Raw genomic sequence first — 13,368 nt, 5'->3', positions numbered from 1 at the left:
TATATCGAATACCAGTTTTTATCAAATACAGGACTATCAAAAACAGGATCGATGGACAACCGCCCAGGAGTTTTATCTCTCTTTACGTTTTCCATCGATCCCGTCTTCTTTTTTCTCTCACCGCCTGTTTCCAGGCAGATTTATCTCATTTATCTTTTTTATCCTTCCATCTGACGTCCCAGAAATCCGGCTGCCGTCGCCGCCAGCTTCATCTCCGCCCCTCCAAGCGCCTGCTTTGCCTCCCGGCTGAGGAGAATCACCGCCCCGATCGCATCGCCCTCGCTCAAAATCGGCACAATCACCTCGGCGCTGCTCTCCTCCATCTCATCCGAGGTAATCGGGATAAATGCTTTTTCTCCCCGCGCCGCACAGATATTCTGACGTTCGGAGACTGCCAGCTCCAGCGCCCGGCTGATCGTCTTCTGGTAATATTCCTTCTTTGGTCCCCCGGATACCGCGATGATCTGATCCCGGTCCGCGATGCAGACCATCAGCCCCGTGGACTGCGCCATCGCCTCCGCGTACTGCACGGCAAATGCCGCCAGCTCCACCATCGGTGAATATTTTTTCAATATGATTTCGCCCTCGCGGTCCGTGAATATCTCAAGCGGCGTCCCTTCCCGAAGGCGCAGCGTCCGGCGTATCTCTTTCGGGATGACAACGCGACCCAGATCATCGATTCTTCTCACAATTCCTGTAGCTTTCATGATTCTTCCTCCTGCATACCACGTTTGCCATATCGTGTGTCTTATGGGTAGTATGTGGAAATGCAGGCGGATTATACATCTGAAATGGTTCGTCCCAATTTTAGGACTGAAAATTTTTATATTTTTTATTCCTGCCGTTTCTTCGGATTCGGATTGATCGCCACACCGCGGTTGATGTCGCCCTGTAAATTCTTGCCGAACTGGTAATCATTACCCGGAAGAATCACGTTGAGCAGAACGCCCGCAATCGCTGCGATCGCAAGACCTGTCAGAGTAACCGAAGTTCCTGCCGCCTCAAAGGTCAGACCGTCGGAGAATCCCAGCCCGCAGACCAGAATTACCGCAGCGATTACCAGATTCCGGGATTTGGTTAAATCCACCTGGTTTTCGACCACGTTGCGGACACCGATCGCGGAGATCATACCGTATAGCATGAAACTAACGCCGCCGATGATAGCAGACGGCATCGAACCGATGACCTCTGCCATCTTCGGAATAAAGCTCAGAATCACAGCAAAGACAGCTGCAATCCGGATGACACGCGGGTCATGAACACGGCTTAATTCCAGAACGCCCGTATTTTCACCGTAAGTCGTATTGGCAGGACCGCCAACGAGTGCCGACAGAGATGTTGCGATACCATCGCCGACCAGCGTCCGGTGCAGTCCCGGATCCGCAAGGAAATTTTCTCCGACCGTCGCGGAGATCGCCGACATATCGCCGATATGTTCCATCATCGTCGCAAGCGCGATCGGCGCCATTACCATGACCGCCGTCGGGTCAAATTTGCACAGCTGGAACGGAGGAAGTCCGACCCAGGAAGCCGTCGCTACCTCTGAGAAATTCAGGATCGCACTTCCGTCCGGGTTTGTCATTCCCATCATCTGGAAAACTGCCGCCGCTGCATAGGAGATCACAACGCCCATCAGAATCGGAATGATCTTGAACATTCCCTTGCCCCAGATATTAAAAATGATGATGGTTCCCAGCGCAATCAACGCAATCAGCCAGTTTGTCGATGCGTTGGCAATTGCGGACGGCGCCAGCGAAAGACCGATACATATGATGATCGGACCTGTCACAACCGGCGGCAGATAGTGCATGACACGCTCCACGCCTGCCAGCTTGATGATCAGCGCCAGAATCAGGTACAGCGCACCAGCTACCACGATACCGCCGCAGGCATATGGCAATTTCTCACCCATCGTCATATCTGCAAAAATACCGCTGTCCAAGTTTGCCACCGTCGCAAATCCACCGAGGAATGCGAACGAGGAACCGAGGAACGCCGGGACCTTTAACTTAGAGCAGGCATGGAAAAACAGTGTTCCCAGACCCGCACACATCAGCGTTACCTGAATCGAAAGTCCCTCTCCCTCAAAATAGGTATTGACCAGAATCGGCACCAGGATCGTTGCGCCGAACATCGCGAACATATGCTGCAAACCTAAAAGCAGCATCTTCGGCAGACCCAGTGTTCTGGCGTCTTTAATGACCATGTTGTTTTCATTCATTTTAAATAGATACCTCCAACAATTCCCTTCATTTTGTAATGTATATAATTTTCATTCTCCAGAATATCCTTTTTGACTTCATTCGTCAACCTTTCTGCTGCGCTTGCTTCGATTTTCTATGAAACAAAAAAAGAGCTGTCCGACTTTCTCGTCATCAGACAGCTCTTTTATGAAATATCCCGAAGTTTCACTATATAACCTCTCTTTCTTTTATATTTTGTTTTAAATGTGCTATGGACCTCTTCCTTTCATATGAATCTCCTCCTTTGATTACATGTATCTATGTAAACTCTTTTAGAGATTGTATGATGATGGATTCCATCGATACCGATTTTTATCTTTTTATTTATTGGATAAATTCGGTTTTTAAAACCATGATCATGTTTTTTAGTAACTAACTATCCCATTGGACCGTCCTCCTTGTTCCTTATTTCGTCCTAGAAACTATGGTAACCGTTTGTTGGGGTTATCTCTGTTTCTTTTGATGGTTTTATTTTACTAGATAATTTCTGTTTTGTCAAGTATTATTTCTAATTATTTTCCATATTATTCTTTATTTATCTGATTATATTTTTGTAATTGTTGTGTAATTCAGTTTTATTCATTCTGTTTCTAATCATTATTTCACTTTATTGTCATGCTTTCTTATAAAGAAAGTCCCATAAGCAAAAAATGTGCCTTGGCGCATCCCACGGAGCATTTTTTGTCATAGGTCGAAGCCTCCTATGACAAAAAAAGAACCACCCCAAAAGAGTATACAGATACTGCACTACCCCTTCTGGAAATGGTTCTATTTTCTTCTATCTTCCCTAGTGGAACTGGAACACGATTCCAATCACAGCCGCCGCCACGATGTAGAAGATCGGGTGCTTTTTCCATTTGACTAAGCCGTACCAGATCGCAAGCGCCAGTACGATCGCCTTCCAGTTGATGATGGAAAACAGCTTGGAAAGCACCAGGCTGCCATCCTCGCCGACATGGAGGAACGCTATCTTTGCCACGCCGATACCGGCTGCCGCAATCAGGGCGGTAGATGCCGCGCGAAGTCCATAGAGCGCATTCTGTACGATCGCGGATGATTTAAATTTATCGAGAATCTTCGAGATAATCACAATGATGATGACCGACGGAAGCACCAGTGAGAGTGGCGCTGCCAGTCCGCCGAGAATCCCCTTAATATGGAAGCCGACGTAGGTCGCCATATTGACTCCCATCGGTCCCGGTGTGGACTCGGAGACAGCGATCATGTTGGAAATATCATTAAAGGTATACCATCCCGTCTCCTTGGAAATATTGTAAAGGAACGGGAGGGTCGCCAGTCCGCCTCCAATCGCAAACAGTCCGCAGCAGAAGAAGCGGAAGCATAATTCAAGTATCAGCATCATTTCTTCTCCCCCTTTCCGCCCTTCAGTACAATCCCGATCGCACCCGCCACGACAACAAGAAGCGCCGGGGAAACCGATGTAAACAGTGACAGTACAAACACAACCGCCGCAATCGCGATCGCGCCTTTATCAACCAGCGATTTCTTTGCCAGTTTGACAACCGCACTGCCGATCAGCACACAGACGCAGGCGCGGATGCCTGCAAAGGCGCTGCTCACAAAGCTAAGTTCAATAAAGTTCGAGATAAACGCCGCGATAATCATAATGATGACAAGCGACGGTGCAATGACTCCCAGTGTCGCCGCAATTGCCCCCGGAATCCCCCGATTTTTATAACCGACAAACGTCGCCGTGTTGACCGCGATGATACCCGGTGTACACTGACCAATCGCGTAGTAATCCATCAATTCTTCATCCGTCGCCCAATGGCGTCCATTGACTACCTCTTTCTGCAGCATCGGCAGCATCGCATATCCGCCGCCGAAGGTAAACCCTCCAATTCTGGCAAACGTCAGAAACATATCCAGCAGTTCTTTCATTTCTGCCCACTCCCTTCCGTATTATTGCTACACTTTTATTTCTCTGGAATTTCCAGTATATACCTGCTTATGTATCATACCAGAATTCAAGGAGCCTGAAAAATACCATTCGAATATAGAATATATATCGAAAAAATATAGTTCGCCTGTTATTCTATCGGATTTTGTTATATAATATATCTGCCGTATACACAGTTTTACAACGAATCCGAACAGGAAGGAGCATTTATGGAACTTCGCCAGTTATCCTACTTCACCACCATCGTCAACGAGGGAAATATTTCCCAGGCAGCCAAAAAACTGAATATCTCACAACCGCCGCTCAGCCACCAGATGAAGCTTCTGGAGGCAGAACTGGGTGTGACGCTGTTTGAGCGCGGTTCCCGCCGCATCCGACTGACACCTGCTGGAAAGACGTTCTATGACCGGGCGCTTGCGATCCTCGATCTGAGCCAGGCTGCCCGCACGGAGCTGACTGCACAGAAACAGGAGATTCAGGGCGTTGTGCGCCTTGGCATCATCTCCTCCGCCGTCGAATTTGTGACCCGGCATTATCTTGCCCCATTCCGGCGATCCTATCCCAAAGCCCTGTTTGAACTCCATGAGTCCAATTCCTACCACCTGCTCGATCTGCTTCACTCCAACCAGATCGACCTCGCCGTGATCCGGACGCCATTTGCCAAAGCCGGGCTGGAGATGCAGACACTGCCGCCGGAGGCGTTTCTGGCGATCGGGCGCGAAATGATCTGGAGCCATTACCAGGAATGCCCGAATGCCCTCCTGACTGATATTCCTGCATCCGAACCACAAAAAAGCCATACACCCGCGTCTCTCCCTCTCTCCGCCCTCACCCGCGCGCCGCTCATCCTTTACCGCCGCTGGCAGCCGCTGATTCTGGGATATTTTGAAGAACAGGCGCTGGAACCGAACATCGTCTGCATTGCCGACGATGCCAGAACCGCCCTTTTATGGGCGTCCGAAGGGCTGGGCATCGCGCTCGCGCCTGAATCTGCCCTCTGTTTAAATTCCGATCCCGCCCTGATCCGCCGGATCATCACCCAGCCGCAGATCCATTCAAGTATCTGTCTGGTCAAACGGAAAGAACGGAGTTTATCGCTGGTGGGGGATGCGTTTTTCCAAAGTTTCCATGCCACCGCTATTTCATAAATATGAATTTTATCCTATAAATTCAATTGACTTTACACTTTTTTCATTGGCATATTTACACAAAATCCGATATAATAAAATCAGGATACTTATTTACCATGAATTTCAGGAAGGGGGCAGAAGACGGTGCGCTTCTGCATGGACATATATGAGCGAAAATTTAACCAAACGAAAACAGCAGGCGCTGGAAACGCGGAAACGCATCCTGACCTGTGCGCTTGATCTCTTTGAAACAAAGGGATTTGAGGATGTCACCATCCAGGATATTGCGGATGCGGCTCAGACCTCGGTCGGCTCCATCTACCGCTATTTTAAAAATAAAGAAGAGATGGCGGCGCAGAATGCGGAACCGTTGGACGATCTCTACGTCAACTTCTATGAGCAGCTGAGTACCCATGCAAAATACAGGGATCTGTCCGCCATGGACAAGCTTGCCCGCTTTTATTTCTTCGTCCAGAAAGCCGTTTCCAGCTACAGCAACCTGCGGAGCCTCTATATCTACAACCTCCGGAATCAGCAGGAGGAATCCACCCTGACGGATGGAAGCCGCGCTCTCTACCAGATTTATCATTCCCTGTTTGAAGCCTGCCAGAAGGAAGATTCCATCCGGGCAGATTTAGACGAATATGATTTCTATGATCTGATGCTCCAGTCGAGCCGCGGAATGCTTCTGGACTGGCTGCTGCGGCGCAGACAGTTTGATATCGATACCCAGGCATTAAAATGGTGGGAAATCATCTTTTCATATATTAGAAAACCGATTTAATTTCGTGAAATTTCTTTTTAGATACCGGAATGGAACTGCTGGGCATTCATCACAATTCCATTCCGGTGTTTTGTCTATAAACTATCGTTCAGACTTCTGTACATCCTGTATTCTGTCTATATTGATTCATATATTACATTTTCTTTCAACTATTTCTGTTATAATAAATGAAATTAGCAAATTATCAGATTAATTATTGACTTTTGCTCTGAACCTGTGGTATTTTTTTAGTGAACATATTCAGTGAGTGCATTCATCTAAAAATTGTTTTACAAAATTGAACACACAGGAGGTAGGTACATGTCGGATAAATGGATTAAAATTCTATGCGGAAAATTATATACCGGACTGGAAGCTCGTTTTCTTGAACACGCAGAAATTCTGGTCCACGGCCAATACATTGAAGAAGTCGGCAGCAACCTCCCATGTCCGGAGGGAACTGAAATCTTGGATTTAAGCCACCTGACCGTGACTCCCGGCATGATCGACGCTCATATGCACCCGGAATTTTTCAACTGGCGCGATGTCTACAGCGATACCATCTACAACTCCGACGGTTACCGCACACTCGCCACCTATTGCACCGCCGAACGTGCCCTGCACGGCGGTTTCACAACTATCCGCTCAATGGGATGGTTCCGGGAATCCTATGAACTCGACGTCAAACGGGCAATCAACGAGGGATATCTCCCTGGCGCCCGCCTGGTTGTTGCCCCGCATCTTCTCGGTACAACCGGAAGCCATGCGGACATGACGCAGACCGTCCGGAGCAACCCGGTTCTCTGCGATTTCATGGAACACCAGTATTCCGGGCTTGGAAATGGACCGGATTTCTTCACGGCAGCGGTCCGGCGGGAGAAAAAGCTCGGCGCCGATTTTATCAAAATCATGGCAACCGGCGGATTTGCCACTCCGTATGATGATCCGGACGACATCCAGTTAAATGATGCGGAATTTAAAGCGATTTTCGATACCGCCAGAGAACTCCGAATTCCGGTCACGGCTCACGCCTACGGACCGCGCCTCATGAAAAAACTGATGGGCTTCGGTATCACGGGAATCGAGCACGGCTCCCTCATGGATGAAGAATCCGCCGAAATGTTTGAACAGACCGGAACCTATCTGGTTCCTACCTTCAGCCCGTTCCATGAAGCGATTTATCCGGATCCGAAAAAAATGGCACAGAAGTCCCCGGAATTTCAGCGCAAGCTGGGAATTTATCAGGAACGGATGCAGAAAGGTCGGAAAATCATCGTGGACAGCCACATCAAGCTGGGCTACGGCACCGATTTCGTCGCTGCCTACCAGAATTATGAAAGCGGCATGGAATTCCGCTGCATGATGGAGAGCGGCATGGATGCTTTCCGTATCTTACAGGCTGCCACGAAAAATAACGCAGAAATCTGTGAAATTGACTCCATCACCGGCACTATCGAAAAAGGCAAATACGCCGATATCGCCGGATGGAAGCGGGATCTTCTCACCGACAAGGATGCCTTGCGCGACTGCTCCTTTGTCATGAAAGAGGGCACCGTCTATGAAGCGAAAAGTTATCTGAATGTAGAATAAATAAAACGCATTCTGAACCATTACAGCAAGGAGGAAATGACTATGACATTTATGGAACTTAAAACTGCCCCTCACCTGTTGATTTTCGTTATTGTTTATTTTGGTGTTATGATTGGAATCGGCGCCTGGGCATCAAAAAAAATAAAAAGCAGTGAAGACTATGCACTCGCCGGTCGAAGCTTAGGTCCGTTCGTCTTAATGGGAACACTGCTCGCGACTTCCGTCGGAAGCGGAACCATCACCGGCGGCGGCAACTCGCTCGCTTACAACTACGGCTACTGGGCTGGTATCCAGTGGGTTATCCCGTTCATCGTTTTCTGTATCATCTATATGTGTGTATACAAGCAGATTCGAAAGAGCAATTGTTTTACCGTACCGCAGATTCTCCAGCAGAAATACGGCGCTGAGACCCGGATCCTAGGTTCTGTCATCAACCTCTTCGGTATGGCTGGTATCATTGCTTCACAGTACAAAGGATTTGGATACGTTTTAAATATTACAACCGGTATTGATCCGAAAACCTCTACCGTGATCGCAACTATTATCATTATTATCCTCTCTGTTACCGGCGGTCTTTTCTCCGTTGCATGGACAGATGCAGTCAGCGCATTCCTAATCGTTGCCTGTTGTATCGTCGGTGTTCCGTTTGTCCTCAAAGCCGGAGGCGGCTGGGAGTCCATCACCGCCACCGCAGCTGCAATCGACCCGAATAAGCTTTCCTTCTTCGGCGGACGCAACATCATCATCTGGATCGGTTCTTTCCTGCCGCTTATCCTTCTTGAGACCGGCGACCAGAACTTCTATACCCGTCTGACCGCTGCCAAGACTGATAAGACAGCCAGAAACGCCATCATCGGATGGGGCGTTATGGCGCTCATCGTTATGCCGTGCGTCGGCATCATCGCCTTCACCGGAAGCGTTTTATTTGGTACCAACATTGACGCAGGTATGTCCTTCCTGTCTACCACGACGATTATTCCGGCATTCATCGGCGGCATGCTGTTAGCAGCTTCCACCGCATTCATCATCACAACCGGTACTTCTTACCTGCTGACCTGTGGAACCAGTGTTACGTATGACTTCTACAAACAGTATATCAATAAAACTCCGGACGACTCCCAGACACTCTGGGTAAACCGGATCGGTACTGCTTTAATCGGTATCATCGCCCTGATTATTTTAAACTTCTTCCCGACAATTCTGGCGCTTCAGAACTGGTCCTACACCATGATCGGCGCCAGCATCACACCAGCAGTCCTCGGCTCCATGTTCTCTAAGAAAGTAACCCGTCCGGCTGGCTTCCTGTCCATGCTTTGCGGCGCGATTGCAACACTTACCTGGGAACTCCTCGGATGCCCGGGCGGATATCAGAGTGCTCTGATTGCAGCTCCTATCTCTATCCTGGTACTCGTTATCGTATCTGCCTTCACACAGAAAACACTGGCAGGCGAAGCTGCATAAATAATACTCATTGTGTTTAACCGGCAGTCCCGGCGCGACTGCAATTTTCCACCGCGTTTGGAACTGCCGTTTCCATTAAGAAAGAAGGGATTTCATGGCTTTTTATCTGAAAAATGCACACGTGCTGGATGTAGAAAAAGGAACCTTTTTCTCAGCTGATGTTAAAATTGAAAACAAAAAAATCGTTTCACTGGACGAAAAAGCCCCGGACGGAGCGGACGCGGTCGACTGTACCGGCAAATATCTGACTCCTGGCGTCATGGACGCCCATGTCCACCTTGTCTGGGATGGTACTTCCCCGGATCCGATGGGGGATACCATCAAAGACGGCAACTATGTCTGCTTTGCAAAGGGTGTCCGCGGCGCAATGGATTCCCTGAAAGCGGGTGTTACCACCGTCCGAGATGTCGGCTCCCACGATGACGCCTCCATTCCGCTGGCAAGCGCGATCAACCGTGGAATTATCCAGGGCGCCAATATTCTCCCTGCCGGAAGCGCCATCCAGGGTTCCTACGGACACTGCCCGATGATTGGTTTTATCGCAAATACGGAGGCACAGCTGATCGATCGCATCAAGCGCTTAAAGGGCTATGATATCGAAATGTCAATCCCGCCGATCCACTGGGCAAAAATCATGGCGAGCGGCGGAGCTGCCGGTCTGGAAGATGTCGGTCCGTGTATGTATTCGCCGAAAGAACTGGAAACACTGGTGTATGAGGCGCACCGCCTGAATATGAAGGTAGCCGCCCATGCGCTCTCCTATGACGCCATCTCCAAATGCGTGGACGCTGGCATCGATACGATCGAGCACGGCGCTGAAATGACCGAAGAAATCCTTCTAAAAATGAAGGAACAGGGACAGTGCTGGGTACCGACGGTAGCCGTTTACAAGAGTCTTGTAGAGAGCGAGGGCATCATCGCTGATGTGATTGTAGAAAAAGCAAAGGTAGTCGCTGAAAACCAGCGGAAATCCTTTAAAAAGGCAATGGAAATCGGTGTGAAAATCATTCTCGGAAGTGACGCCGGCTCTGCCAACTTTGGTCCGCACCCGTCCGCCTACCTGGAAATGTTTACCATGCACGAATACGGCATGCCAAACGCAGATGTCATCCGGTGTGCGACCATCGCAGCTGCCAACGAACTCGGCATCGGCACACAGCGCGGCTCGATCGAGGCTGGCAAACTGGCGGATATCCTGATTCTGGATGCTAACCCGCTCGATGACCTGCACGCGTTTACCGACCATCTGTGCAGTGTCTACAAAGAGGGTGTTCTTATTTGACATTTATCCAATTCCTATAGCGGATAACTGCGTGCGTATTTCGTTCCCCCTAATACGCGCGCAGTTTTTTTCATTTTAGCGAAAAATCGCCTCGTTTATTTATCGTATATTGAATATTTTTTTATACATTACCGCATTCCGTTTAATTTTTCCAGTAAATTACTTTCAATATCGTTTTTTAATATAAATTACACAAAATTTTTAATATATAACACAAATGGCAGATTTTTCAGTTGACATATCGAAAAACCGCACGTATAATTGGCATCAATTCAGGAAAAGCAGAATAAACATAACAGAAAATAATTGCAAGGGCGCATCTCTTTTACGATGAATGCGTCCTTGTTTTTATTTATATGGCAACTGATCACGTGCCGGCTTACCGCGGGCACAGCTGAAAAAGAGGAGGAACCATTATGAAAAAAAGGTGATAACAGCAACGGCAATGATGGCTTTAGCAGCTATGGCAATGGCAGGATGCGGACAGTCTTCTGCTCCGGCAGAAACAACCGCAGCTGCTACCGATGCCCCAGCGGAAGATACGACCGCTTCCTCCGATGAAACGAAAGAAACCAGCGCTGGCGCCAAGGACGCGCTGAAAGGCGTAAAGCTTAAATTCGGTACCACCGCACTGTTCGCGCCGTTTACTTACTACGACACAGACGGAACCACATTGATTGGGTTTGATATCGATATGATGAACGCCCTGAAAGATTATCTGGGATTTGAGCTGGACGGTGATATCCAGGTTATGGATTATTCCGCACTGACTGCCTCCCTGGCAGAGGGAAAGCTGGATATAGGCATGGCTGCCCTGTGTGCAACCGACCAGAGAAAAGAGGTCATGAACTTCTCCAAGACATATTATGACGCAGGTCAGGTTGTCATGGTCAATACCGAAAGCAGTCCGAAAGAGATTACCGGCGAAGAAGCACTCCGAAGCGGTGACTACAAGGTAGCAGTTGAAAAAGGAACTGCCTCCCACATGTACGCACAGGCAAATTTCCCAGAATCCTGCATCGGGGTACACGATACCATCACTCCTGTTATGAATCCCTGGAACAGGGTAAGGTAGATGCCTGCTTACAGGATCTCGCCGGAGCTGCCTACTACGTTAAGACAACCGACGGCACCAAGCTTGCAATTGCCGGTGATGATTTCAATCAGGGACAGTCTCCATACGCGATTGCACTTTCCTTTGATTTCTGCAAAGAAAACCCGACCGTCAAAGATGCTTTTGATGCGGCTATCGATGCACTGGAAGAGGACGGAACCATCGCAGAACTGGAAGCGAAATGGTGTGAATAACACAAAGACAGGAGAGATTTGATGGATTTTAGTTTTTTAACAGTACTTTTACCGATGCTGTTCCGTGGTCTGAAGGTTACCCTGATGATTGCGGGTGTCGGTATTACACTTGGCTTCATCATCGGATGCCTTTCTGGATATGCGCTTCAGTCCCACAACAAGATTGCAAAAATTATCGCCAATGTATATATCTGGATCATCCGCGGTACGCCGCTGATTGTGCAGGCCTTATATATCTACTTTGTCATTCCTAAGATAACCGGCATCGAACTTTCAAGCAATACCGCCGGTATTGTCACAATCATGATGAACTCGGGCGCATTTATTTCAGAAATCGTCCGTGGCGCATTGGAAAGCATCGACGTCGGACAGAAGGAAGCTGGTTTTTCACTGGGACTTACATACAGACAGACGCTGGTCCATATCATCATACCGCAGGCGTTCCGGATTGTCCTGCCTCCGCTGTTTAACCAGTTTATCACATCCGTGAAAGATACCGCTCTTTTATCCGTCATTGTAGTCAACGAGATTACAAAACAGATTAATAACTACACCGCGCTCAACTTTAAGGTAATCGAGGGTTATACAACCGGAGCAATTTTCTATCTGGTGCTGATCTCTATTTTGATCCTGCTCCAGAAATATATCGAGAAAAAGCTTCGCGGAAAGCCAAGCAACCGGATTTTAAAGGCTTCATAGCTCGTAAAAACGCCTATCAATCTAGCCGGGAAAAGGGGGAGAATTGCATGATTCATATAGAACATCTTTCAAAAAAATTTGGAGATCTGGAAGTATTAAAGGACATTAACCTGGATGTAAACGAAGGTGAGGTTGTCTGTATCATCGGACCATCCGGTTCCGGGAAAAGTACATTTCTCCGATGCATCAATCAGCTGTAGGTAGCCACCAGCGGTGTTATTGAATACGAAGGCAAAAATATGCTGGAACCAAAGGCAGATATCCGGAGATTCCGGGAAGAAGTCGGCATGATATTTCAGAGCTTTAATTTATTTCCCATGATGAGTGTGCTGGATAATATTACGCTCGCACCGATTCTGACCGGTCATATGAAGAAACCGGAGGCTGAAAAGCTGGGAATGGAGCTGCTTGACAAGGTAGGTCTGGCAGATAAAGCCGATGTAAAGCCCGTCACTCTCTCCGGCGGACAGAAGCAGCGGGTTGCCATCGCCAGAGCACTGGCGATGCAGCCAAAAGCGCTCCTCTTTGACGAACCAACCTCCGCACTCGATCCAGAGCTGGTCGGAGAGGTTTTAAACGTCATGAAGGAGCTGGCAAAATCGGGAATGACGATGGTCATTGTCACCCATGAGATGGGCTTTGCCCGTGATGTTTCTGACCGGGTGCTCTTTATGGCAGACGGCTATGTGGTTGAGGAAGGAAAGCCAGAGCAGATCTTTACCGCCCCGCAGCATAAACGGACCAAGGCATTCTTATCAAGACTGCTGGCATCTGCGTAGACCCACTATCAAAAACATAAGTGTCGACAGCCGCTTCGCGATCAATAAGATTGCGGAGCGGCTGTTTTCTGCCATAGGAAACCTCGTTCTATGTGCCATGGCACATTCCTTCTTATAAATTCAGATCTCCCAGACTGGAAAGATAATGTTTGCATATATCCAGGAATTCCCTGTTTTTTTCAGCGAAAAAGC

The 13,368-nt window shown here is 48.4% G+C and carries 12 protein-coding genes and 1 pseudogene; 9 read left to right on the top strand and 4 right to left on the bottom strand.

Features of this window, described 5'->3' with window-relative positions; all coding sequences use genetic code 11:
- Positions 1-158 precede the first annotated feature (158 nt).
- From spoVT to DWZ45_RS13590, 4 genes are all read right to left on the bottom strand, one after another.
- Complete coding sequence (spoVT, locus tag DWZ45_RS13605) at positions 159-707, bottom strand: stage V sporulation protein T (protein WP_118469437.1); 549 nt, start codon at positions 705-707, stop codon at positions 159-161.
- 125 nt (positions 708-832) lie between these two features.
- Positions 833-2,221, bottom strand: coding sequence for a uracil-xanthine permease family protein (locus tag DWZ45_RS13600; RefSeq protein WP_118469436.1), 1,389 nt, complete (start codon positions 2,219-2,221; stop codon positions 833-835).
- A gap of 809 nt (positions 2,222-3,030) precedes the next feature.
- Positions 3,031-3,606, bottom strand: coding sequence for a chromate transporter (locus tag DWZ45_RS13595; protein ID WP_227589736.1), 576 nt, complete (start codon positions 3,604-3,606; stop codon positions 3,031-3,033).
- A complete protein-coding gene (locus DWZ45_RS13590) occupies positions 3,603-4,145 on the bottom strand; it encodes a chromate transporter (RefSeq protein WP_118469435.1) in 543 nt (180 codons plus the stop codon). The genes DWZ45_RS13595 and DWZ45_RS13590 overlap by 4 nt, the downstream gene beginning before the upstream one ends.
- Before the next feature lie 228 nt (positions 4,146-4,373).
- Between DWZ45_RS13590 and DWZ45_RS13585 the strand changes: the two genes are divergently transcribed.
- The 9 genes and pseudogenes from DWZ45_RS13585 to DWZ45_RS13550 all read left to right on the top strand — a co-directional run bounded on the left by DWZ45_RS13585 (position 4,374) and on the right by DWZ45_RS13550 (position 13,176).
- Positions 4,374-5,312, top strand: a complete 939-nt coding sequence (locus tag DWZ45_RS13585) for a LysR family transcriptional regulator (protein WP_118469434.1) — start codon at positions 4,374-4,376, stop codon at positions 5,310-5,312.
- Between the two features lie 148 nt (positions 5,313-5,460).
- Positions 5,461-6,078, top strand: coding sequence for a TetR/AcrR family transcriptional regulator (locus tag DWZ45_RS13580; RefSeq protein WP_182426683.1), 618 nt, complete (start codon positions 5,461-5,463; stop codon positions 6,076-6,078).
- A 300-nt stretch (positions 6,079-6,378) separates the two neighbouring features.
- On the top strand, positions 6,379-7,647 hold the full coding sequence (locus DWZ45_RS13575; RefSeq protein ID WP_118469432.1) for an amidohydrolase family protein: 1,269 nt from the start codon (positions 6,379-6,381) through the stop codon (positions 7,645-7,647).
- Between the two features lie 42 nt (positions 7,648-7,689).
- A complete protein-coding gene (locus DWZ45_RS13570; protein ID WP_182426682.1) occupies positions 7,690-9,108 on the top strand; it encodes a sodium:solute symporter family protein in 1,419 nt (472 codons plus the stop codon).
- Between the two features lie 94 nt (positions 9,109-9,202).
- The gene (locus tag DWZ45_RS13565) at positions 9,203-10,390 is read left to right on the top strand and encodes an amidohydrolase family protein (protein WP_118469430.1); all 1,188 of its coding nucleotides are present in this window, start codon (positions 9,203-9,205) and stop codon (positions 10,388-10,390) included.
- A 445-nt stretch (positions 10,391-10,835) separates the two neighbouring features.
- The gene (locus tag DWZ45_RS13560; protein ID WP_243022839.1) at positions 10,836-11,465 is read left to right on the top strand and encodes a transporter substrate-binding domain-containing protein; all 630 of its coding nucleotides are present in this window, start codon (positions 10,836-10,838) and stop codon (positions 11,463-11,465) included.
- The gene (locus DWZ45_RS14765; protein ID WP_333491458.1) at positions 11,402-11,698 is read left to right on the top strand and encodes a transporter substrate-binding domain-containing protein; all 297 of its coding nucleotides are present in this window, start codon (positions 11,402-11,404) and stop codon (positions 11,696-11,698) included. The genes DWZ45_RS13560 and DWZ45_RS14765 overlap by 64 nt, the downstream gene beginning before the upstream one ends.
- A gap of 21 nt (positions 11,699-11,719) precedes the next feature.
- Positions 11,720-12,397: an amino acid ABC transporter permease gene (locus DWZ45_RS13555; RefSeq protein WP_118469429.1), complete on the top strand. Its 678-nt coding sequence runs from the start codon at positions 11,720-11,722 to the stop codon at positions 12,395-12,397.
- Positions 12,398-12,444: 47 nt separating this feature from the next.
- Positions 12,445-13,176: pseudogene (locus DWZ45_RS13550) on the top strand (amino acid ABC transporter ATP-binding protein).
- Positions 13,177-13,368 lie beyond the last annotated feature (192 nt).

Origin of the sequence: Clostridium sp. AF32-7AC (assembly GCF_003477925.1) — a bacterium.
Classification (GTDB): Bacteria; Bacillota; Clostridia; order Lachnospirales; family Lachnospiraceae; genus Otoolea; species Otoolea fessa.
Note: the sequence above shows the minus strand (reverse complement) of the source record. Positions and strands in the feature narration are given on the sequence as shown.

Bases quoted from the DNA above. Each gene is read 5' to 3' on its own strand.
- DWZ45_RS13595 (WP_227589736.1), bottom strand. From the start codon at position 3,606: ATGATGCTGATACTTGAATTATGCTTCCGCTTCTTCTGCTGCGGACTG.
- DWZ45_RS13565 (WP_118469430.1), top strand. From the start codon at position 9,203: ATGGCTTTTTATCTGAAAAATGCACACGTGCTGGATGTAGAAAAAGGA.
- spoVT (WP_118469437.1), bottom strand. From the start codon at position 707: ATGAAAGCTACAGGAATTGTGAGAAGAATCGATGATCTGGGTCGCGTT.
- DWZ45_RS13590 (WP_118469435.1), bottom strand. From the start codon at position 4,145: ATGAAAGAACTGCTGGATATGTTTCTGACGTTTGCCAGAATTGGAGGG.
- DWZ45_RS13580 (WP_182426683.1), top strand. From the start codon at position 5,461: ATGAGCGAAAATTTAACCAAACGAAAACAGCAGGCGCTGGAAACGCGG.
- DWZ45_RS13560 (WP_243022839.1), top strand. From the start codon at position 10,836: ATGATGGCTTTAGCAGCTATGGCAATGGCAGGATGCGGACAGTCTTCT.
- DWZ45_RS13585 (WP_118469434.1), top strand. From the start codon at position 4,374: ATGGAACTTCGCCAGTTATCCTACTTCACCACCATCGTCAACGAGGGA.
- DWZ45_RS13555 (WP_118469429.1), top strand. From the start codon at position 11,720: ATGGATTTTAGTTTTTTAACAGTACTTTTACCGATGCTGTTCCGTGGT.
- DWZ45_RS13570 (WP_182426682.1), top strand. From the start codon at position 7,690: ATGACATTTATGGAACTTAAAACTGCCCCTCACCTGTTGATTTTCGTT.
- DWZ45_RS13600 (WP_118469436.1), bottom strand. From the start codon at position 2,221: ATGAATGAAAACAACATGGTCATTAAAGACGCCAGAACACTGGGTCTG.
- DWZ45_RS13575 (WP_118469432.1), top strand. From the start codon at position 6,379: ATGTCGGATAAATGGATTAAAATTCTATGCGGAAAATTATATACCGGA.